The organism is Mesobacillus maritimus, from assembly GCF_023715205.1.
GTDB classification, from domain to species: domain Bacteria; phylum Bacillota; class Bacilli; order Bacillales; family Cytobacillaceae; genus Mesobacillus_B; species Mesobacillus_B maritimus_C.
Genome location: NZ_JAMBNR010000012.1, coordinates 133,273 through 156,171 on the forward strand (window position 1 = coordinate 133,273; position 22,899 = coordinate 156,171).

Sequence of the window (22,899 nt, forward strand, 5' to 3'; positions counted from 1 at the left end):
ATTTTATGCATTTAAATCGCGTGAAGAACAAGAAGATTTCTTTAGATGATTTACGAGTCAATTTTAGTGAAATCGAACCAGCGTTAACCCAAAAGGAAGCAATGGATGAAGCCAACCGTTGCCTATATTGTTATGACGCTCCCTGTATTCAGGCTTGTCCAACGGGGATTAACATCCCATCCTTTATTAAAAAAATTGCTTCTGGCAACCTAAAAGGATCCGCAAAGGTCATCATGGAAGCAAATCCAGTTGGCGCAAGCTGTGCGCGTGTTTGTCCGACCGAAGAGCTTTGTGAGGGAGCATGTGTCCTAAATGATGCTTCTTTACCAATTATGATTGGAAACCTTCAACGTCATGCAACAAACTGGGCAATTGAAAATAACGCACAGCTCTTTGAAGCGGGGCAAGTTAATGGAAAAAAAGTGGCGATCATTGGAGGAGGCCCTGCTGGATTATCATCAGCACGTGAACTCGCTCGTCTAGGATATGAGGTCACGATTTTTGAAGCAAAAGAAAAAGCAGGTGGTTTGGATACATTTGGAATTGTTAGTTTCCGGTTGCCACAGGAAATTTCATTATGGGAAGTTCAACAAGTTGAAAATCTTGGTGTCACGATTCATACCAACACAAAAGTTGGTCGGGATATTCAAGTAGAGGAAATTATCAACAACTATGATGCAGTTATACTCGCAATCGGAATGTCAAAAGTACCGATGTTAGGAATTGAAGGAGAAGATGCGGAAGGCGTATACGACGCAATTGAATTTGTTGAAAACACAAAGACTCCGCCCCTTGATCATCAATTTGTCGGAAAAAGAATTGCTGTCATCGGTGCCGGAAATACTGCGATTGACGCTGCGACATGTTCCGTTCGCTTAGGAGCTGCTGATGTGAAAATGGTGTATCGCCGTACCGAAGCAGAAATGACGGCTTATGAGTTTGAATATGAATTTGCGAAACAAGATGGTGTGGAATTTAGATGGTTAACACAACCAACAAAAATTATTAAAGATGAATCTGGTAAGGTCAAAGCATTAGAGTGTGTCAACATGGAACTTGGTGAGCCAGATGAATCAGGTCGGCGCCGTCCTGTCCAAGTACCAAATTCCACGTTTACGATGGAAGTGGATGCGGTCATCAAGGCCATTGGGCAAACACGCTATACTTCCTTAATTGAAGAATTTGGCTTAGAGCATAACTGGGGTGTAGTTAAGATTGATACAGAAACACATCAAACCTCGAATCCAAAGGTATATGCTGCAGGCGATGTCATTTTTGGTGATGGTCAAGGAGATGCAATGGTTGTAACTGCGGCACAACAAGGAAAGCTGACAGCACATGCGATTCATCAAAAGTTCATTGCAGAGAATCAGGTGGCAATTGAAAGCAGGTAATTGAATCTTATTTTAGGCAGGAGGAATTTGAATGGCAGATTTACGAGTAAACTTTGCCGGCATTAAGGCGCCGAATCCATTTTGGTTGGCTTCTGCTCCACCAACTAACTCTGGTTACCAAGTGCAAAGAGCGTTTGAAGCAGGCTGGGGCGGAGCGGTTTGGAAAACACTAGGCGATCCAATCTTAAACGTATCTTCTCGTTTTGCAGGCACAAGTTATAACGGACAAAGAGTTGCGGGATTTAACAATATCGAGTTGATTACCGACCGTCCACTTGAAGTCAATTTAAAAGAAATTTATGAAACGAAAAAGAAGTATCCACATCACGCGGTGATTGCATCGCTTATGGTGGAACCAAACCAAGCAGCTTGGCATGATATTGTCAAACGTGTACAGGATGTCGGAGTTGATGGTTTTGAATTAAACTTCGGTTGTCCGCATGGGATGGCAGAGCGTGGAATGGGAGCGGCTTCTGGCCAAGTTCCAGAGCTGGTTGAAAAACAAACATATTGGGCGAAAGAGGTTGCGGAGGTCCCAGTTATTGTTAAGCTTACACCAAATATCACAGATATTACCGCAACCGCTTATGCAGCGGTTCAAGGTGGCGCCGATGCGATTAGTATGATCAATACAATTAATAGTTTAGCAGGTGTTGATCTTGATAGTTGGAACACGATTCCAAACGTCGCAGGGAAGGGAGCACATGGTGGCTATTGTGGTCCTGCGGTTAAGCCAATTGCTTTGAATATGGTTGCGGAATGTGCCCGTAATCCAGAAATCAATGTACCAATTTCTGGCATGGGTGGCGTTTCCACTTGGCAGGATGCAGTTGAATTTATGCTGATGGGTGCAGGCAGCATTCAAGTTTGTACTGCAGCGATGCATCACGGTTTTAGCATTGTTGAAGACATGGTCGATGGCTTAAACAACTATCTTGATGAAAAAGGAATTGCAAACCTTGATGGCATCGTTGGCAAATCGGTTGAAAAGTATTCCGATTGGGGCAATCTTGACTTGAATTATAAAGTAGTTGCACGAATCAACAACGATACATGTATTAACTGTAACAAGTGTCATATTGCCTGTGAGGACGCTTCCCACCAGTGTATTGACATGTTAAAGGATACCTCCGGTGAGCCAATCCTTCGCGTTCGTGAAGAAGATTGCGTGGGCTGTAACTTATGTTCAATTGTTTGTCCGGTAGATGGCGCAATTGATATGGTCGAAATTCCAAACGGCGAACCAATGACTTGGAATGAACGTCAAGCAGCAATAAAAGCTCCAGTCTGCAATTCTTAAAAGCTACTAAACTAGAAGGAGGAATTCATATATGAAGAAATTAATCAAAAACGGTGTTGTGGTCACAGCAGTCGACCAATATGAAGCAGATGTATTAATTGAGGATGGAAAAATTACCGCAATTGGGAAAAATCTTGGCGAAAATGTTGATGAAGTCATTGACGCAAAAGGAGCGTATTTATTCCCTGGCGGTATTGATCCTCATACCCATTTAGAGATGCCTTTCGGTGGAACGGTGACAGCCGATGATTTTGAAACAGGGACAATTGCTGCGGCTCATGGTGGAACGACAACAGTGATTGATTTCTGTTTAACAGATAAAGGGGTTCCGTTGAAAAACTCAATTCAAAAATGGCATGACAAATCAAAAGGCAGAGCGGTAATCGACTACGGCTTCCACTTGATGGTTAGTGAAGTCAATGATGCTGTCCTCAACGAACTACCAACGATAATTGAAGAAGATGGTATCACTTCTTTTAAGGTGTTTATGGCTTATAAAAATCAATTTATGGCTGATGATGAAACGTTGTTCCGTACGTTGTTAACAGCGAAAGAACATGGTGCACTGGTAATGGTTCACGCGGAAAATGGCGATGTGGTTGATTTCCTTGTGAAAAAGGCTCTTGCAGAAGGAAATACGGATCCAATTTATCATGCGTTAACAAGACCGCCTGAAGCAGAAGGGGAAGCGACTGGAAGAGCAGCTGCGCTAACAGGGCTAGCAGATTCCCAATTGTATGTGGTGCATGTTTCTTGCGCCGAAGCTGTTGAAAAAATTGAAGCAGCTCGTAAAAAGGGACTACGTGTTTACGGGGAAACATGCCCGCAATATTTAGTGCTTGATCAGACTTACTTAGAAAGACCAAATTTTGAAGGAGCAAAATATGTTTGGTCACCGCCGCTTCGTGAAAAGTGGAACCAAGATGTCCTTTGGAATGCGCTGAAGAGTGGCCAACTTCAAACTTTGGGTTCAGATCAGTGTTCATTTAATTTCAAAGGACAAAAAGACCTTGGAAAAGGCGACTTTTCGAAAATTCCTAACGGAGGTCCGATTATTGAAGACCGGTTTAGCTTATTCTTCTCTGAAGGTGTCAAACAAGGTCGGATTAGCATCAACCAGTTTGTTGATATTGTGTCTACTCGAATTGCAAAATTATTTGGCTTGTTCCCACAAAAAGGGACGATTGCAGTTGGAAGCGATGCTGATATCGTGATTTTTGATCCAAACGCAGAAAGAATTATTTCTGCCGAAACGCATCATATGAACGTCGATTACAATGCGTTTGAGGGAATGAAAGTAACTGGAGAACCGATTTCCGTGTTATCACGTGGAGAGTTCGTTATCCGTGACAAAGCATTTGTCGGCAAACCAGGGAACGGTCAATACTTAAAGCGCAAGCGTTTTGAAGCAGCAAGTGTAGCTAACACGCAAAAAGTATTGCAATAGAATAGAAGGCTGCAAGCTTAAGAGAGAAGCCTAGGGAATAGAAAAGGAAGGAGCTCTCCCTCCTTTTCTTTGAATATTATTAGTTCATTGTTTAGCTCTAGCGCCGAGCGAAAGGGTGCTTCCGCTATTCGATCCACCACGAACCACGAGCGAACTTTATGTTTCAAAAGGAGAGATGGGATGAAAAAAAACAATCAATATTTAAAGTCTCCTGATTTGCTTCCAATCGCTCATAAAGAAAGAAGTATTGGAACTTTTGGGTTCTCAATGATGTGGATTGGAATGGCTGTCGTATTAGCTGCATTCGCACTTGGGGGTACTGGGGTGCAGTCAATTCCGTTAACTTGGGTGTTGGTAGCTTCGTTAGTTGGCTGCTTTATCATTGGTGTGTTTATGGTGCTAATTGGCGATATCGGAGTTGAACATGGGATTTCCTTTCCTATTTACCTTCGTGCTCCTTTTGGGCTTATTGGTACTCATATTCCCTCACTTTTAAGAGGATTGGCTGCTTCGATTTGGTTTGGGATTAACTCCTATTTTGGAGCAGCAGCCATCAACGGAATTTTAAATGTTTTAACTGGGTTTGATAACTGGTTTATCTGCTTTTTGATATTTGTTGCAGTGCAGGTGTTTAATACTTCGATTGGGATTAAAGCGTTAGAAAAATTTGCTGATTTGGCGGCTCCGATTCTCATACTCATTTCAATCTGGATGTATTTTGCACTTGTTGACCAAGCAAATGCTTCTGACCGAAATGTCTGGGCATGGGTAGAAAATCCAGTTTCAGGAGCTGCACTGTTTACGGCTTTTATGACGGTCATGGTTGGGAATATGGGGTATTGGTCAACATTAGCAGCAGACTTTTCCACACTCTCCCGATTTATCAAAGCTCCCAAATATGAACGAAATTGGCTAAAACGAAACAAAAGTGCGTTAGTAGGAACCTTGGTTGCGATGCCACTCACGCAAACGGCCATGGTTTTGATCGGCGGCTTAGGTTATATTGCACTCGGTAATTATGACCCGATTGCCGCGATGCAATCAACTGCTGGTGGCATTGTGTTAGCGATTTTGCTCTTAATGATTGTGTTTGCCCAATGGTCAACAAACACGACAGCAAATCTCGTACCAGCCGGGACAATTTTCTCCAATATTGGTGGACCGAAAGTGCCATTTTATGTTGGTGTTATCTTAGCCGGCGTGATTGGGATTGTGACACAGCCTTGGCAATTATTCGACTATTTGCTGCCGTTTTTAAATATAAGTGGGGGACTTTTGTCGGGAATTGTCGGGATCATTTTTGCTGATTATTATCTCGTTCGCAAGCGCCGCGTGAATGTACCAGAACTGTATGAATATGATGGCCAATTTGAGTATCTTAAAGGCATCAATTGGGCTGGAATGATTTCCTGGGTAATGAGTGGAAGCTTGGCAGTTGTTTTTCAAACCTATTCTTTTTTTGTCGGTTTCTTTGTTGGCGCGTTTTGTTATTATGTTTTAACAAAATTTTGGTGGTTCAAGAAATTCCCACAAGCGGAGTTAATTGAGCCAAGTGACGATAAGTATTTAGGGATAACCGTTGGTCGTGATTGGGTAATAGAGACAGAAGAAGTGTCTGAAACCATCGATCAACCAGTTGAAACTGAAAGTGTAAGAGTTTAAATGGCTTTCATTTTAAAAAGGTGGAGGGAGAAGTATGTCAGCATATAAAGAATTTTTAGAGGAAAAACAGAAAATTGACGAATTGATTGACAATGGCTACGAGATTACCTGTGTGCGAGAAAATCTTAGCGGAGCTTTTGTTGAATTTACAAACACCCAAAACTTAGAAGACAAAGTGGAACTGCATATTTTAACAGCAGATGCACGCAAGCATTTCTCAAATATCATTATTCATAAACAACGAAAAGGCGTGGTTCAGTAAGTCTAGCTTTTAACCAAAATTCAAGGGAGGCAACACAGTTTGAATCTTAGAGAAAAAGCTTTGGAGCTGCACCGGAGTTATACCGGTAAATTGGATATTGGCGTGAAAATGCCCGTACAGGGCGCAGAGGATTTGAGTTTGGTGTATTCACCAGGTGTTGCTGAACCTTGTAAAGAAATTGCAGCGAATGAGGAGAAAATCTATGAGTATACCATTAAAGGAAACTTTGTCGGCGTAATTACTGAAGGCTCTGCGGTACTGGGACTAGGCAATATCGGTCCTAGTGCAGCAATGCCAGTGATGGAAGGGAAAGCAGCGTTATTCAAATTGTTTGCTGGAATTGACGCTGTGCCTCTCTGCTTAAACACGCAAAATGTCGAGGAATTTATTGAGACTGCTAAAAGGCTTGAACCAACTTTTGGCGCAATTAACCTCGAGGATATTGCTGCCCCGAACTGTTTTATCATCGAAGAACGACTTAAAAAGGAAATGAACATCCCGGTATTTCATGATGATCAACACGGAACTGCAATTGTCACTGCGGCAGGGCTATTAAATGCGCTCGCATTGGTGAAAAAGCGGTTGGAAGCTATTAAAGTTGTTGTCAACGGTGCAGGAGCTGCTGGTGTCGCCACCGTTAAACTTTTACTTGCAATGGGAGTCAAAAATCTCATCCTATGTGATTCGCAAGGGGCCATTTACAAAGGGCGACCAAACCGAATGAATGCAATGAAAAGCGAACTATCAAATGTGACCAACTATGAAAAAGTAACAGGGACTTTAGGAGAAGTCATACAAGGTGCTGATGTATTTATTGGGGTTTCAGCAGCAGGCGCTTTATCTCCTGAGATGGTGAGAGCGATGGCGGACGATGCAATCATTTTTGCGATGGCAAACCCTGATCCCGAAATACTTCCTGAGGAAGCAAAAGAAGCAGGGGCGCGCGTGGTTGGAACAGGTCGTTCAGACTATCCTAACCAAATCAATAATGTACTAGCATTTCCAGGGATTTTTAGAGGTGCACTAGATGTAAGAGCGACTGAAATCAATGATGAAATGAAAATTGCTGCTGTTTATGCGATTGCGGAAATTGTAGGTACACATGACCTACATGAGGAATATGTTATTCCTTCGGCGTTTGATGAACGTGTTGTCATGCGGGTTGCCCACGCGGTTGCTAAGGCAGCCATTGCCAGTGGAGCGGCGAAACTGTATCGATCTAGCAATGAGCAGTTGTCGGTTTAAGCTTTTATAAGATAGTTTGCACAACTCGAAATGGAAGTCTTAGAGAATGATTGGAGGGAATATGATGCAAGTTCAAACAGAAAATCAAAGATTAATTGAAAAAGATAAGGAACATTTGTGGCATTCGATGAGCCGGTTTAACCCAAATGGCAATCCAACCATTGCTACGCAAGGTGAAGGGTCATGGTTTAGTGATGTAGACGGCAATCGCTATTTAGACGGTGTATCGGGTTTGTGGTGCTTAAACCTTGGTCATGGGCGTAAAGAAATCGCGCAAGCAGCGTATGATCAAATGTTAAACTTATCGTATTTCCCACTCACCTTAAGCCATGTTCCAGCGATAGACTTGTCGGCAAAATTAAGTGATTTGCTCGGGGGTTCGTATACAACTTATTTTTCAAATAGTGGTTCTGAAGCAAACGAAGTAGCGTTCAAGATTGCGAGACAGTATCATGTACAAAATGGAAACCCTGGCAAATATAAATTCATTTCCAGATATCGCGCTTATCATGGATCGACTTTGGGGGCTTTGAGTGCGACTGCGCAAGCGAACCGTAAAGAAAAATACGGTCCAAATGCGTCAGGATTCCTCCATGTTCCACCTCCATATCCTTATCGTCAAACGTTTGCTGACGATCTTGCGGCGGCTGAATACCTTCGCGAAGTCATCACCTGGGAAGGGCCAGAAACAGTTGCAGGCGTAATATTGGAACCATTTATCTCTGGTGGTGGGGTGTTAATTCCATCCACAGAATACTTACAAAGAGTGGCTGAAATATGTAAAGAATATGATGTGCTACTAATTACTGATGAAGTGGTCTCTGGTTTTGGAAGAACAGGGGAAATGTTTGGGTTTATGCATTCAGCAGGGGTTCAGCCTGATATTGTCACGATGGCAAAAGGATTAACTTCAGGCTATATGCCACTAGGAGCCACATCGGTTCGTTCATCTATTTATGAAAAGTTCAAGGAGCCAGGCGATAAACAGCATTTCCGTCATGTTTCCACATTTGGGGGCCATCCGGCTGCTTGTGCAGTGGCATTGAAAAACATTGAAATCATTGAAGAGGAAAAAATTGTTGAGCGTGTAGCGGAACTAGGGCGTTCAGTTTTAACGGAATTAAAGAAACTTGAAGGTTTAAGTTGCGTCGGTGAAGTTCGAGGAATTGGCTTCTTGTTTGGAATTGAACTTGTAGCAGACAAGGAAACGAAAGAACCGGCAGCAGAGGCTTTATCTGGCCAAATCATCGCGGCGTGTAAGGAAAAAGGGCTGATTATCGGTCGCAACGGCGACACGATTCCAGGTTATCAAAATGTGTTGATTATTGCCCCGCCTTTATCTTCAACGGTAGGCGATTTACGCTTCCTTGTCGATACAGTTACATCTGTCATCGAAGAATTTGATAAAAAGTAAAAGGTAATGAATCTAGCAAGGACAGGTGCTAAGCCTGTTCTTGTTTCGTTCAGTACCTTTGATTACATTTCGTTTTTAAGGACATTGATGTTGAACACAAAATCAAATTCAATCGCTTCTACTTGTTTTTCTTGGTGATAGAGAACGTAGTAAATCAGCTCATCATTTAAGTGATAGATGATACTATCGTAAGAATGGGTAAGGAGATATTCTTTAATCACTTCACCTACTTTTCTCGATGTTTCTAACGGCGTTTCACCAGTTGCTGTTTGATATAAAGCAGGTAGCTGATCAAGCTTCCAATTTAATGCTTCTTTTCGGAGGCGTGTTTCACTGTACTTATAGTTTAGAATAAATGGATGCTCCAAATGAATCTTTTGTTTCAATATGACTGCTTGCTCTTCGTTTTCCACTTCTGCATGGCAAAATGCATACTTTGCCGCAAGCTCTTGGTCATTGACGAGGTAGAGCCCTTGCCCGAAGGATGAACGTGCGGTAACACCGTTCTGAAATTCCCTAGATTCAGTGCGATCATAACGTTGATTTTTCACTACTTCCTGTGCTTCCTGAAAGCTAACTCCTCGATAGGCGGTTCTTTTCATTCACAACTTCCTCCTTAATCTTAAAACTACGTCAGTAGGAAATAAAATCATGCGTAAATCGGACCATTTGAGTTGAATATGTAAGCGTATACAAATTCAGAGAGGTATGAAATGGCAGGGAATGGTATCAGCAATTCTCTTATGTCTTAATGCTTTAGGTGGAAGCTTCGTTGAATTCATGGTACCAAGCTTTGCTGTAGTACACTATCTTTATGTTAGATTTTATGACAATGTTTTTGAGAGGAAAAAACTTCTTCTCCTTCTATATTAAACTAAAAATTCAGAATTTCCAGTATTTGAAGGAAATTTCTTTGCAAACGTAAAAAAACATGGTGACCATGAGTCGTTAAGCGGGTTCTAGAGAAACGAGAATTCACGACGTTTGAGGGAAGAGGTGCTTAGGAGATTGTATCCTAGTAGTCACGGAAGAACCCCTCAGGCGATGCCTGAGGGGTTCGGTTTTTCAGGCTACTTGAATCTACTTGAATTAAGGAGATACTTGGGCAAGAGCTTGTTCAACCGATACATAATTGTAACCTAAATCATCCGCTACAGCTTTATAGGTAATGGCCCCACTAACTGTATTCACTCCAAGCTCTAATGCTTTATTTTCTGTAATGGCCCTTCTAAATCCTTTGTTGGCAATTTGGAGGGCGTAAGGAACGGTGACATTCGTTAACGCAATCGTGGACGTTCTAGGGACTGCTCCAGGCATATTTGCAACAGCATAGTGGACAACACCATGCTTTTCGTAGGTTGGAGAGTCGTGGGTTGTAATCCGATCAACCGTTTCAAAAATCCCCCCTTGATCAACGGCTACATCGACAATCACAGATCCAGCAGACATGGTTTTCACCATTTCTTCTGTCACCAGCTTTGGCGCTTTTGATCCAGGTATGAGGACGGCGCCAATGACTAGATCAGACTGGCGTACCGCTTCAGCAATATTTAATGGATTTGACATTAACGTCTGGATGCTAGAGCCAAAAATATCATCCAATTGGCGAAGTCGGTCAGCGTTTAAATCTACAATTGTCACATCTGCACCAAGCCCGGTCGCAATTTTCGCCGCATTGGTACCGACAACGCCACCACCAACGATTGTGACTTTACTGCGCGAAACGCCTGGTACGCCACCTAAGAGTACGCCTTTGCCCCCTTTAGGCTTTTCAAGGAATTGGGCCCCAATTTGAGCGGCCATCCGTCCAGCGACTTCACTCATAGGTGTTAGAAGTGGAAGAGTACGCCCTTCGGCAACTGTTTCATAAGCAATTGCTGTCATCCTACTGCTAGTAAGGGCTTTTGCAAGTTCGGGCTCAGCCGCTAAATGCAAGTAGGTAAATAGAATCGCATCAGGACGGAAATATTGGTATTCCGGTTGAATTGGTTCCTTCACTTTCATAATCATGTCTGCCTTTGCCCAGACATCTGCTGCTTGTTGAATCACTTCTGCTCCCGCTTCAAGGTAATTCTCATCCGTAAATCCACTTTCTAGGCCAGCATTCTGTTCAATCAACACTCGATGCCCAGCTTGGAGGAATGTCGCCACGCCTGCTGGGGTAAGAGCTACGCGATTTTCGTTATTTTTTATTTCCTTTGGTACACCAATAATCATGTAAATAGCCTCCTTGTTCATAAAAGTTCTTTTGTCAGCTTTTGTTCGTTTTAAAGAGAGGATACGAAGTATTTGGATCGTCTTTTTACTTTAAAACAGATAAAAGACTTGTAAGTTCTTTTAATACAGAGAATCGCTTTTCCTATTAAAATGAGCTTTGTTTTAACAAATCAGCGGTCATTATTAACAAGGGTGGAAGAAATCGACTTTGTCGTAGTATCCAATCTAATTAGTTTTATTTTAATATAAAAGCAGAGTATTTGCAATCTTTGGAAAAATATTTTAGTTAATATGAATAATAAAAATATTTTGTAATGCAATCATTAGTATCATTCTTTTTAAATGATTTAGTTTTCTGAAATGGATATGATTGTTACTACTGGGTTGATAAAGAACACTCTATACTCCTTTTGCCCTATACATTAAATTTATAGAGTAAATGATTAGGAAACTGAAAAAACCGGAGATCCTGGAGGAGGATTTCCGGAATGATTGCTTGTTATTTATGTTATTTGGATTGAAGATTTAGGACTGTTTCTAAGACGACATTGACTCCTTTTTCACAATCTTCCCAAGTGGTCAATTCATCTTCATCATGACTTTTTCCGTTGATGCTTGGCACAAATACCATGGCAGAAGGGATATAGCTTTGCAGGAATTGAGCATCATGACCAGCACCGCTTACCATGCGTTTATAAGGATATGCCAAAGTTTTTGTCGCTTGTTCCACCGCATTCACTACATCCTCATCAAACCAAACGGTGTCGCGACCCCAAAGTTTCGTTGCTTTAATTTCACAGCCTTCATGATTTGGCGAGTTTGTTAAGCTTCGAATGATATCTTCCACTTTTTGAATAGTGGCAGGATTCTTATGGCGTGCTTCTAATGTGAAGACGGTTTTGTTTGGGATGACTGTATGGATATTTGGATACACATTGAGTCTTCCCAGGGTATAAACCAAGTCGCTATCAAGTTGATTTAACTTTTCGCGTGCTTCGCTAATCAAATTATTTGTGGCAAAAAGAGCGTCTTTTCTCATTGCCATTGGCGTTGTACCTGCATGGTCAGATTCACCTGAAACTTCTATTTCATAACAGCACATGCCAAGAACACATTCTACGACGCCAATTGTTAACTTTTCATGTTCAAGAATTGGTCCTTGTTCAATATGGATTTCCACAAACGCGCTTGCTTCTTTTAAACGATTTGTTTCATTGCCCTCGTACCCAATACTTCTAAGAGCTTCGCCAAAGGTAACGCCCTCGACATCTGTGCTTTGCAGCATTTTTGCTTTATCAAATTTACCAGACAGCACGCCGGAAGCCATCATTGAAGGTTCAAAGCGGGCACCTTCTTCATTTGTGATATTGGCAATAGTGATTGGCACTTTCGGTTTGATGTTGTGGTCAATAAGCGTCCGAACCACTTCAAGACCAGCAATTACACCGAGCACGCCATCAAAACGTCCGCCTTTTTTTACTGAATCAAGGTGGGAGCCGATCACAATTGGTGGTTTATCTTCTGTTCCCGCCAATGTTGCATACATAATCCCCATATCATCGACCTTGACCTCTAGCCCCAAGTCTTCACAACATGAACGGAAGTAGTTGCGTGCTAAGCGGTCTTCCTCTGATAAAGCCAATCGGGTCACGCCATTGTTTGGGGTCCGTCCAAAATCCGCAAATTCTTCAAGCGTCCGTTTAAGTCTCTCGCCATTAATCAAGACTTTTTGTTTTTGCATATTGCACACTCCTTTTTTTATATTTATTTTCTTTATATGTATTAAAAACATATAAAAGAATTATTAATTCAATAATTCTACAAAATATTTTATATCCCTTCTTTTTCAGAATACTTTTTAAATTCGTTAGTGAGTGGTGCGGGTTGCCATGTTTAGGTATAGGTATGGAAGGGATGGTTAAGAGGTGATGGATTTCTTCATACAATATCCTTTTGGGTAGAGTGAAAGAGGATTTTTGTAGAGCAAATATTAAAAATGTAGAGCATAGTGTCTATTTCGTGGAGGAAACCTTTATTACGTGGGGAAAACGAGGAATTACGTAGAGAAAACAATGGGAAACAGTTTGTGATGTTTTCTTCTATAGAATAGATCTATGGTTCAATAGTTAAATTTAGTTGGCATGAACATATAAGTTAGCGGTTTGGAAAAACTAATTCAAAATAAGGAGGTTGGTTGTTATGAAAAGGTTACTAATGCTTTTATTCTTATCGATTTCAATATTTGCTTTAAGTGGTTGTGGGAATGATGAACCACCTGCACCTGGAGAAGAGATTGAGGATATAGAAGAAGAGGATGAGATTGGCGATGGCGAAATAGATGACGAATAAAGGAGTAGTCATACTCTAATGACTGACTGAGCACACGAAGATTATTTCGTGTGTTTTTTCTTATGAAAAGGTTCTATTCTTAAACTTTGTTGTTTTTGACCAAAAAATATGTCTGTATAAGCAAGGTTATTCAAAAAAAGCTACATTGTATGAGTAAAAAGCTTGCAATTCTAATTTTAAACATGCGGTATACTATATCGGATTTAGGATTTTAACAACAATCTATACGAAAACAGCCTATTAGAAAGAGGAAATTCGTTTTTAATAACAGCTTTTGTTATTGTTTTTGTTCAATAATCCGTTATTATTCAAAACACTATTTGAATAACATTTCTCCTGGAACTGATGTGTTTTGATTCTGCCAATAAGATTGGCAAGATTGTTACGACAGCATCACATTATTTTATGTACACTTCAAAAATAGGGGAATCGTAAAATTCAGGAAAGAAGGCAAGTCAGCGTTTTATTCGAGAGCCAAGTAACAATCTCGTCGGTATCAACTCCTATCGAGCCATGGTACAATGGAACAAAACATTTCAGAGGTAAAATGTGGTATGGATCTGTATAGTTCTCAATTTATACGAAGAATAAACCTTAAACGGGAAGAGGTTCCGTCATTTCATCATTATCCTTTCAACCTTCCAAGTTTAAAAACATTAGATGAGTTAATTCTCCATCCTAAAGTTACTTTCTTCATTGGGGAAAACGGGATGGGGAAGTCGACTTTGCTTGAAGGGATTGCTGTAGCGTTAGGATTTAATCCAGAAGGTGGCTCGTTTAATTTTCAGTTTTCAACATACGATTCGCACTCTCCACTTGGGGATTATTTAAAAATCATCAAAGGGGTAGAGAGACCTAAGGATGGATTTTTCCTGCGCGCGGAAAGTTTTTATAATGTGGCAAGTAATATTGAAGAAATGGATCGCGAAGTGTTGGGGCCCCCAGTGATTAATTCGTTTGGAGGAACTTCGCTTCACGAGCAATCTCATGGGGAGGCGTTTTTTGCGACGTTTTTGCATCGTTTCCGTGGCAATGGTCTTTATATTTTAGATGAACCAGAAGCCGCTCTCTCGCCACTCCGGCAAATGTCGATGATTACGAGAATTCATGATTTAGTCCAGGAACAATCACAATTGATCATAGCAACGCATTCGCCGATTATCATGGCGTATCCGGAAGCGACAATTTATGAATTTACTGAAGACGGGATTTGCGAACGGAAACTTGAAGACACAAATCATTACCGCATTATGAAACAGTTTTTTGACGATCCATCAAGAATGGTTCATCATTTATTAAATGAATGACGAACATTCGATGCAAATAGTGAAAAAAGCTCGTCAAAATGACGAGCTTTATCCGTTCGAAACGATTTTATCCTCTTCGATCAATACCCCTGCTTGTACCTTCTTAAATTTTGGATTTCCTTTTAAGCTTAAGTAAGTTCCTACTCTCATCACTTTTTCAAAAGGGCCCATTTTAAAAACTTTGAGATAAAAATGGCTAGTGAAGATTTGTAGGGAATAGAGGACTAAACCAATTCCGATTCCACTTAAAACTCCTAGCTTGCCAAACCACCCGAATCCATAACCGTAGAAAACTGCGGTGCAAACGACGCTTTGCATTAAATAATTGGTCAACGAAAGACGTCCCATTTTTTCAAACCATAAACGATAACGAACGTTTGCAGCTGTATAAAGAAGAGCAAAACCAAAGATATAGCCGATTGCAAGTATTGAGGAGCCAAGGGTATATGCGACCTCTCCCCATTGAGATTCAGGGAATAGATAGCGAACGCTTTTCAATATCAAGCCGGTTGTAATAAAGATGGAAGCACCTCGAATGTACTTCTGTTTCTCCAGTATTGGTCGAGTAAACCAACCCGCTTTTGCAGCATACATTCCTATTAAAAACATTGGAGCGGCGACAAAAGGAGCTATTAAAAGAACGATTAAATACATATATTCCGGCCAACCAAAAGGATCTTCTCCACTATTTCGAAAGCTATAAACCTCAGAATAACTTCCAGTGGAGTAAATATGATTTTCTTTTTCTATATAAGATTCTGCTTTTTCTTCATCCTCAATCACTTGATTTGGATCCCCGTATCCGAGGACAGATGTTACAACCAGCAATCCAATTGCCCAAATGAGAAGCGTCTTTTTCTTGCGGTTTAAAAACGCAATCATAAACAACCCCATTAATCCATAACTAAATAGAATATCTCCTTCCCATATATAAACCGAATGAAGTAGCCCGAATATGAGTAACAACATAAATCGTCGAACAAAGTGTCGTTTCACTTTGTGACCGTTTCTTTCAAGTTTTTCTTTCATCATGATCATGGAATACCCAAATAAGAACATAAAGATCGGCATAAAGCTGCTTTCTATGAAAATCTTTAGCCAAGTGTAGGCGATATGGTCACCAGGCATTAAATCTGTTAACTTATCTTTTCCAAACATTCCGTACTGAAAAATGAGCATGTTAGCCAATAAGATTCCTAGTAAACTAAATCCTCGTAACCCATCAATCGTCCCAACTCGTTGGTTCATTTTCTTCTCCCCCTAGAAATTCGCATAATGTAAATATAAGTTTTTTAGCTTTCTGGAGAATAAACAAAACATTACCAATCTATAAAAGTTTTTCCAGTTTGTTTATCTGTTCGTAAAGTTCCTATGTTACGATTAGCAATGAGGTGGGGAAAGATGGGGGAAACAAGCATTCTTATTGTGGACGATGAAAAAGCTATTGTGACAATGCTTGAAATGATGTTAAAGAAAGAGGGCTTTCAAACGATACATAAAGCTTACACTGGAAGAGAAGGGCTAGAAACCTTAGAAAAAAACGAGATTGATATTATCATTCTTGATGTGATGCTTCCCGATGCAAATGGCTTTGATTTATGTCCAAAGATTCGCCAGATCTCCAATGCGTATATTTTATTTTTAACAGCAAGGGTATCTGATTTGGACGTTTTAACGGGGTTTGCAACGGGTGGAGACGATTATGTAACAAAACCCTTTAATCCATTGGAAATTGCAGCAAGGATTAAAGCCCATTTGCGACGGACAACGAATCAAAAAAGTACGGAGGGCCAACTAAAGAGTAAAAAGTATGACTTTGGAAGATTCATTGTTGACGAACATGCGGGGGAATTACTTGTCAAAGGGGAGTCCGTACCTTGTCCAACACAGGTTTATTTGTTGTTACTTTATTTATGTAAACATCCTAATCAAGTGCTTTCAAAATCAACCCTACTAGAAGCGGTATGGGGATTTGACCATTATGTAGATGATAATACCGTTCCTGTACATATTCGAAGAATTCGAGAAAGAATTGAAGAAGATCCTAGTCAACCTAAATATTTAGTAACCGTACGAGGGTTAGGATATAAATTAGTTAAAGGAAATGTACGATGAAAAAGTTAAGATGGAGATTATTTCTACACTTTTCTTTACAATTTATCTCGATCGCAGTTTTAATGGTCATTGTTATTTTAATGACTCTTTTTATCGTAATAGCTTATTACACAAATGATGTAGCGGAAAATAACTACTACGAGGCGAAACTTGAGAGTATTACGATTGAAACGGGGAATTCTTTTAAACATTTAGAAATGAATGATGGTTGGGATGAAGGATTAGCAGAAGATAACTTATGGGTTCAAATTATCAATGAAGAAGGGAAAGTGGTCGAGGCGGGAAATGTGCCTACAGAGATTCCCATGCAATATAGCCAATTTCAATTACTGCAAATGCAGGAAACAAATGAACTACAAGGTTACTCCTTAACCTTTTATTTAGAGACATTTTATGAGTCTCCTTTTTTATTTGTACTTGGCCATTACGATCATGAAAGGCCCTTTTTGCAAAAGTTGGTACAAGATTATGGCAAAAAAACGGGGATTGGTGCCCAACATCTAGCAGAGGTGGAAAGAAAACTTGAGAGGATAGAAGGTTCATTAACGTTATATGACCAGAATGAAAACGTAAAGCAAACTCTAGGGGAGGCGCCTGAACAAGAAAAGCCATTGGATTTATTTAGGAGAAAAGAACAACCGGATGTCTATTCAACTAAAAAAACAACCTATAAAGATTCAGATTCTGGTTTGATTTGGGTGCTTACTACACCAAATGAAAATAAAAAAGATCGATCCTTTGATAGCTATCGTGATCTAGCGATTGCCTTTGGAATCACAGGACTAATTGTTCTTTTAATTACAATCATCATTTCCGTGTGGAATGGTTTTCGTTACGGAAATCCGCTGTTTATTTTCACCAATTGGTTGAGTCGGATGGGCAATGAACAATATGAAGAGGTACTCACAGAGCGCGAGCGCAAGCAAGTCTTTCGGAAAAATGGAAAAACAAAATTGAGGTATCGCTTGTATGATGAAGTGTTTCATGCTTTTTATGAAATGGCTGCCAAGCTTGCTGCCTCAAAAAAAGAGCGTGAGGAGTTAGAGGAAAATCGAGAAGAGTGGATGACAGGGATTTCCCATGATCTTCGAACACCGTTATCAACGATGCAAGGATATGGAAAGCTGCTTGAAAGTGGACAATATGAGTGGACGAAAGAGGAATTGGTGGATATCGGGAAAACATTAGGTGAAAAAAGTGATTATATGTTAAGTCTGATTGAGGACTTTTCATTAAGTTTTCAGTTGAAAAATCAAGAAACACCTACAAGCTTTAAGCGGATGGACGTCAATAACTTGATAAGGAAAACATTAAGTAAATTCACGGGAGACTTAACCTTGAAAAACAATTATCTCATAAGCTTTCATCCCTTGGAGGACTCTCATTATCTTTCTGTTGATGAAAAATGGTTTGAAAGAATGATTGATAACTTGATTTATAATGCGATTAAACACAATCCTCCCGGGACATCAATTGATGTAATTTTGACTAAAATAGATAGTAGAAACGAATTTAAAATTATGATAACAGACAATGGAGTCGGGATGGATGAAGAAACGAGAAAACATTTATTTACCAGGTATTATCGTGGAACGAATACAGATGAAAGAATTGAGGGAACGGGTCTAGGAATGAATATTGCGATGCGGATTGCTCAATTACATCGCGGAGATATGTTCGTAGAAACTGAAAATCATCAAGGGACAATCGTGGGTATTATTTTTCCTCTGTCTTAAAAGAAGGGGATTGGTATATATAATAATAGAAGAAACGCAGCGAAACATATGGAAAACATGTTTCGCTGCGTTATATTTTAATCTTCTTTTAGTCCTTGGCCCATTCCTTTTAAGAAATGGATCCCAAAGCCAATGGCACGGTTAATGTCTGGGTCTTGCAATACTTTCATTAAATCGAAAATCCCTACTTTTTTCGGATTTTCTAAGTGTTTGTTGCCTTCATCGAGACCGCTAGTTATACTGTTTACTAATTTTGTAGTGGTCTCAGGGTCAAGACTAGTTAACGCCCCTGCAGCACCCATGAGGTTGTTGATCATATTGGTAACAGGTTCGCGAGTCACTTGACCAAGCGCAATTTTGGCGATTTGCTCTTTTGCTTGTAGCATCGAGTTTGCTGCCTCAAGCACGCCCATATCGTTCAATTCACCAACGATCTTTAGAATTTGATTTACCGCTTCATCATTTTCAGCTAAAAGTGACTGTAAATCTTCAAGCTTCTGTTGTTGCAGTTCTTCCTTTGTTGGCTCATGTTTTTTAATCATTGTAATTGGTGCAGCCATTATTCTTCTTCCTCTCAGTTTGTTGTTAAGTGTACATAACCAGGGCGGTTCCACTTGCGGTGAACCTCGACCCCGTTTTGAGGATGACGTTTTTTATTTCGATGGTTTGTTTTCGGTAGTGGGTTTTCTCCATCCACTCGTAAAACTTCCATTCGAACTTTGGTTTGTTTATAGGCTGGCGTATGGGTACGAGTATCCATCGCAGGCCCTGTTAAGAAGTTGATCGCTGAATTTTTATCTGTCGAGTTCATTGGCAGATAAAGTTCGTTCTTTTTCACGCGATCTGTGATTAGTGCGTTGAGTTTGACCGCCCCAAATGGAGATACTAGACGGACAAGCGAACCGTCGTTGATGCCACGTTCTTTCGCAAGTTCAGGTGATACTTCAACAAAGATTTCAGGAACTTTGGACTGAATTCCTTGTGATTTGTTTGTTAAGTTTCCTTCATGGAAATGCTCAAGCATCCGGCCGTTATTGATGTGAAGATCGAACTCATCAGGAAACACCGCAGGTTCTACCCAATCAGATAACGCGAAGCGAGCTTTCTTATCAGGGAAGTTGAACCCATCCACATAAAGAAGTGGAGTGCTTTCCCCTTCAAGGCTACCCCATAAGAAGCTGCCCCAGCCTTCTAGTACATCATAGTTTGCACCGCTAAACATTGGCGAAAGACTTGCTACTTCAGCAAAGATTTCACTTGGGTGGCTGTAGTTCCAGTCCGCGCCAAGACGTTTTGCGATTTCTTGCGTGATCCACCAGTCTGGTTTTGAATCTCCAAGTGTAGGCAATGCTTGGTATAATCTTTGGATTCGACGTTCAGTGTTTGTAAATGTTCCTTCTTTTTCAAGTGAAGGTGCCGCAGGTAAAATGACATCTGCGTATTGAGCAGTTCTAGACATAAAGATATCTTGAACCACGAAGAATTCAAGGCTTGAAAGGACTTCATCCACATGGTTTGCATTGGCGTCGACAAGCGCCATATCTTCTCCAACTAGATACATTGCTTTCATCTTGCCGTCTTCAATTGCTTTTAACATCTCGATGTTATCTAGACCTGGTTTGTTATCGATTTTTACGCCGTATGCTTTCTCAAACTTTGCACGTGCCACATCATCGGTGATGTGCTGATAACCAGGGAGCCAGCCAGGTAGTGTAGCCATATCACAAGCACCTTGCACGTTGTTGTGTCCGCGAAGTGGGTAAGCACCAGCGCCAGGACGACGATAGTTTCCAGTTGCTAGCAATAGGTTTGAAATTGCTGCAGATGTATCTGAACCACCTGTGTTTTGAGTTACACCCATGCCCCAAAGGATACATGTACCGTCAGCATCACGAACCATTTCCGCGACTTCGATGAGTGTTTCTTTGGAAATACCAGTTGTTTTTTCAGCATATTCGAGTGTGTATTTATCAAGCACTTCTTTGTATTCATCAAAGAAGTTTACATTCTCTTCGATGAATTTTTCATCATGCCAGCCTTGGTCGATCATGTATTTGGTTACAGCCATTAGCCAAACTTGGTCTGTTCCTTGTTTTGGACTCATAAAGATATCAGAGCGTTCAGCCATTTCATTTTTACGTAAGTCGGCAACGATTAGTTTTTGACCATGAAGTTTGTGAGCGCGTTTTACACGAGTCGCAAGAACTGGATGACCTTCAGCCGGGTTTGCTCCAACAATGATGACAAGACCTGCTTTCGCAATATCCTTAATTGTACCAGCATCGCCACCCATTCCAACTGTACGGAACAATCCGTCAGTTGCAGGTGATTGGCAATAACGAGAACAGTTGTCAACGTTATTTGTTTCAAAGACTTGACGTGCTAGTTTTTGAATCAAGTAGTTTTCTTCGTTTGTAATTTTAGAAGACGAAATAAAACCAACGGAACCTTTGCCATGCTGTTCTTTAATGCCACCTAATTTGCTAGCAACTAAATCAAGGGCTTCATCCCATGAAGATTCAACGAACATACCATTTTTACGAATCAATGGCTTCGTGATGCGTTCTTCAGAGTTCACAAAATCCCAACCGAATTTTCCCTTTACACAAGTGGACACAGCATTTACTGGTCCTTCAGAAGGTTGAACTTTCAAGATTTTGCGGTCTTTTGTCCAAACTTCAAATGAACAACCAACACCACAGAACGTACAAACAGTCTTGGTTTTTTCAATTCGTGTCTCGCGCATCGCTGCTTCCACTTCAGAAACAGCAAAAATGCCGCTGTAACCTGGTTCTACTTCTTTTACTAAATCAATCATTGGTGTCATGATTCCATCATCTAATCCTGTCATGAAACCAGCTTGACCAAGCATTGACTTTTCCTGCAAAGCGTTACATGGACAAACGGTCACACACTGTCCACAGCCAACACAGGATGAATCGTTAATCGAAGAGCCTTTATCCCAAAGCACACGTGGTCGCTGTGCTTCCCAATCAATGGTTAATGTTTCGTTTACTTGAAGGTTTTGACATACTTCAACACATTGTCCACATGCAATACACTGGTTTGGATCATAACGATAGAATGGGTGAGACATATCGACTTCTGATTTATCGACTTTTGGTGTGTAAGGATATTTTTGATGTTCAATTTCCAACATTTCCGCTGTGTTATGTACTTTACAGTTTCCGTTGTTGTTGTCACAAACTGTACAGTAAAGTAGGTGGTTTTCTAGAATTCGATCCATTGCTTCAGTTTGTGCGGCTTTTGCATCTGTTGATTTAAGCTGGATATTCATTCCATCAGTTGCAACCGTTGAACAGGAACGAACCAATTTTCCATCTGCTTCAACGATACAAGTGTCACAGGTTTGAATTGGATCCACAACATCAGGAATGTAACAAATTTGCGGATGCTCGATGTTGTTTTTGTTAATAATTTGAATGATTGTGGAGCCTTCTTCCGCTGAATACGGAATCCCATCAATCATGACTTGAATCGTTTTCTTGTCAATTGCCTCTAACATTTCCACTAAACTCATGGGTCTTGCTTCCCCCTTTGAAGATAGACTTGGTACGATCTGTACCTTGTTGATTAGAGTGGAAGGCGCAAAGACTATTGCGGGAATGCATGTTATCGGAAACTCCGCGGGCCAGTAAAGCACCAAGGAGGCTCCCGGACTGCTCACGCAAATGTTAAGCGCCTGGAGCGTAAATCAACAACTAAGTTATAACCAAGCCGAAAAATAAAAAAAACCACCATGAAGACATATCCTCCCTGGGGAAGAAATGAGTTCATGGTGGAATAGTTCATTAGCACATCTTGCTAAAAGACCAATCCAATTTTTAAAAGTTCTCAATCGATGGAACTACAACAGGCATTGTTCTAACTCCAACGGTTAACACTGTTATTATAGTGTTTACTTGAAAAATAAACAACCTCGAATTTGGAATCCAATATCTGGGGTGAGTTTTTTTGCTTTTTTTTCTTGCGAATTTAGGATATGATTTAAAACTTGTAAGGGAAATTCCTTATTTTCAAACAATAGTTTGACGATAACAGGGGGATGGAACATGTCAAAATTGGTTCACGAATTCAATGATATGATTCGAAAACTACGGAAAAATTCATTTGGAAAAGGGCCGGAACGCATTCATACCGTTTTTGTTGAGAATATGGCGATTGCCACTCTCTATGGAAACCTAACGCCAACGGAAAAGTTTATTGCGGCCACAGTTGATGGCAAAGAAATGGTTCATACAGCCAGAACTAGAATGATTCAAGAAATCTACTCTCAAAGTCCTCCAGAGGGGATGGAGGAATTAATTGGCGCAAAATTAATTCATTTATTTAATGACATTAAGGTAGAAGAAGATATCGCAGTTTCGGTATTTGTTTTTGACCGAGATATCACAAAATAAAGGGAGGAATCATCATGGCACCAACAGAGG

18 protein-coding genes are annotated in these 22,899 nt (G+C 40.5%); 12 read left to right on the plus strand and 6 right to left on the minus strand.

The genetic code is table 11. The features are described from left to right. Positions 1 to 5: 5 nt before the first annotated feature. The 7 genes from M3182_RS17580 to M3182_RS17610 all read left to right on the plus strand — a co-directional run bounded on the left by M3182_RS17580 (position 6) and on the right by M3182_RS17610 (position 8,724). The gene (locus tag M3182_RS17580; protein ID WP_251559265.1) at positions 6 to 1,394 is read left to right on the plus strand and encodes an NAD(P)-dependent oxidoreductase; all 1,389 of its coding nucleotides are present in this window, start codon (positions 6 to 8) and stop codon (positions 1,392 to 1,394) included. A gap of 31 nt (positions 1,395 to 1,425) precedes the next feature. Beyond that, positions 1,426 to 2,694 (plus strand): NAD-dependent dihydropyrimidine dehydrogenase subunit PreA, encoded by a 1,269-nt coding sequence (gene preA, locus M3182_RS17585; RefSeq protein WP_251559267.1) that lies wholly within the window; start codon positions 1,426 to 1,428, stop codon positions 2,692 to 2,694. 31 nt (positions 2,695 to 2,725) lie between these two features. Continuing rightward, positions 2,726 to 4,141: a dihydropyrimidinase gene (hydA, locus tag M3182_RS17590; protein WP_251434901.1), complete on the plus strand. Its 1,416-nt coding sequence runs from the start codon at positions 2,726 to 2,728 to the stop codon at positions 4,139 to 4,141. 180 nt (positions 4,142 to 4,321) lie between these two features. Then, positions 4,322 to 5,803, plus strand: coding sequence for an NCS1 family transporter (locus M3182_RS17595; RefSeq protein WP_251434904.1), 1,482 nt, complete (start codon positions 4,322 to 4,324; stop codon positions 5,801 to 5,803). Positions 5,804 to 5,837: 34 nt separating this feature from the next. Then, a complete protein-coding gene (locus M3182_RS17600) occupies positions 5,838 to 6,065 on the plus strand; it encodes a hypothetical protein (RefSeq protein WP_251434907.1) in 228 nt (75 codons plus the stop codon). 39 nt (positions 6,066 to 6,104) lie between these two features. Next, positions 6,105 to 7,310: an NAD(P)-dependent malic enzyme gene (locus tag M3182_RS17605; RefSeq protein WP_251559269.1), complete on the plus strand. Its 1,206-nt coding sequence runs from the start codon at positions 6,105 to 6,107 to the stop codon at positions 7,308 to 7,310. 64 nt (positions 7,311 to 7,374) lie between these two features. Next, positions 7,375 to 8,724 (plus strand): aminotransferase, encoded by a 1,350-nt coding sequence (locus M3182_RS17610; protein WP_251434930.1) that lies wholly within the window; start codon positions 7,375 to 7,377, stop codon positions 8,722 to 8,724. A 62-nt stretch (positions 8,725 to 8,786) separates the two neighbouring features. On the opposite strand, the gene M3182_RS17615 is transcribed toward M3182_RS17610, so the two are convergent. The 3 genes from M3182_RS17615 to M3182_RS17625 all read right to left on the minus strand — a co-directional run bounded on the left by M3182_RS17615 (position 8,787) and on the right by M3182_RS17625 (position 12,682). Continuing rightward, complete coding sequence (locus tag M3182_RS17615) at positions 8,787 to 9,326, minus strand: hypothetical protein (RefSeq protein WP_251559270.1); 540 nt, start codon at positions 9,324 to 9,326, stop codon at positions 8,787 to 8,789. A 487-nt stretch (positions 9,327 to 9,813) separates the two neighbouring features. Beyond that, a complete protein-coding gene (gene ald / locus M3182_RS17620) occupies positions 9,814 to 10,941 on the minus strand; it encodes an alanine dehydrogenase (protein ID WP_251559272.1) in 1,128 nt (375 codons plus the stop codon). 508 nt (positions 10,942 to 11,449) lie between these two features. Continuing rightward, the gene (locus M3182_RS17625; RefSeq protein WP_251559274.1) at positions 11,450 to 12,682 is read right to left on the minus strand and encodes a Zn-dependent hydrolase; all 1,233 of its coding nucleotides are present in this window, start codon (positions 12,680 to 12,682) and stop codon (positions 11,450 to 11,452) included. Between the two features lie 458 nt (positions 12,683 to 13,140). On the opposite strand from M3182_RS17625, the gene M3182_RS17630 reads away from it, so the two are divergent. After that, positions 13,141 to 13,290: a hypothetical protein gene (locus M3182_RS17630; protein ID WP_251437107.1), complete on the plus strand. Its 150-nt coding sequence runs from the start codon at positions 13,141 to 13,143 to the stop codon at positions 13,288 to 13,290. Between the two features lie 554 nt (positions 13,291 to 13,844). Next, positions 13,845 to 14,597 carry an AAA family ATPase gene (locus M3182_RS17635; RefSeq protein ID WP_251437116.1) on the plus strand — a complete coding sequence of 251 codons (753 nt, stop codon included), beginning with the start codon at positions 13,845 to 13,847 and terminating at the stop codon, positions 14,595 to 14,597. 48 nt (positions 14,598 to 14,645) lie between these two features. Here M3182_RS17635 and M3182_RS17640 read toward each other — a convergent pair whose 3' ends face one another. Then, positions 14,646 to 15,845 (minus strand): DUF418 domain-containing protein, encoded by a 1,200-nt coding sequence (locus tag M3182_RS17640; protein ID WP_251559276.1) that lies wholly within the window; start codon positions 15,843 to 15,845, stop codon positions 14,646 to 14,648. Positions 15,846 to 15,998: 153 nt separating this feature from the next. Between M3182_RS17640 and M3182_RS17645 the strand changes: the two genes are divergently transcribed. Beyond that, complete coding sequence (locus M3182_RS17645; protein ID WP_251559278.1) at positions 15,999 to 16,712, plus strand: response regulator transcription factor; 714 nt, start codon at positions 15,999 to 16,001, stop codon at positions 16,710 to 16,712. Beyond that, entirely contained in the window at positions 16,709 to 18,448 is a 1,740-nt protein-coding gene (locus tag M3182_RS17650; protein WP_251559280.1) for a sensor histidine kinase, read from the plus strand. The genes M3182_RS17645 and M3182_RS17650 overlap by 4 nt, the downstream gene beginning before the upstream one ends. A 77-nt stretch (positions 18,449 to 18,525) precedes the next feature. Here the strand turns inward: M3182_RS17650 and M3182_RS17655 are convergent, their stop codons facing one another. Together M3182_RS17655 and fdhF are read right to left on the minus strand one after the other, a co-directional pair. Next, positions 18,526 to 19,008: a helical membrane plugin domain-containing protein gene (locus M3182_RS17655; RefSeq protein WP_251559281.1), complete on the minus strand. Its 483-nt coding sequence runs from the start codon at positions 19,006 to 19,008 to the stop codon at positions 18,526 to 18,528. Between the two features lie 14 nt (positions 19,009 to 19,022). Then, positions 19,023 to 21,974 (minus strand): formate dehydrogenase subunit alpha, encoded by a 2,952-nt coding sequence (gene fdhF, locus M3182_RS17660; RefSeq protein WP_432806718.1) that lies wholly within the window; start codon positions 21,972 to 21,974, stop codon positions 19,023 to 19,025. Positions 21,975 to 22,521: 547 nt separating this feature from the next. On the opposite strand from fdhF, the gene M3182_RS17665 reads away from it, so the two are divergent. Then, entirely contained in the window at positions 22,522 to 22,869 is a 348-nt protein-coding gene (locus tag M3182_RS17665; RefSeq protein ID WP_251559283.1) for a Na-translocating system protein MpsC family protein, read from the plus strand. Positions 22,870 to 22,899 lie beyond the last annotated feature (30 nt).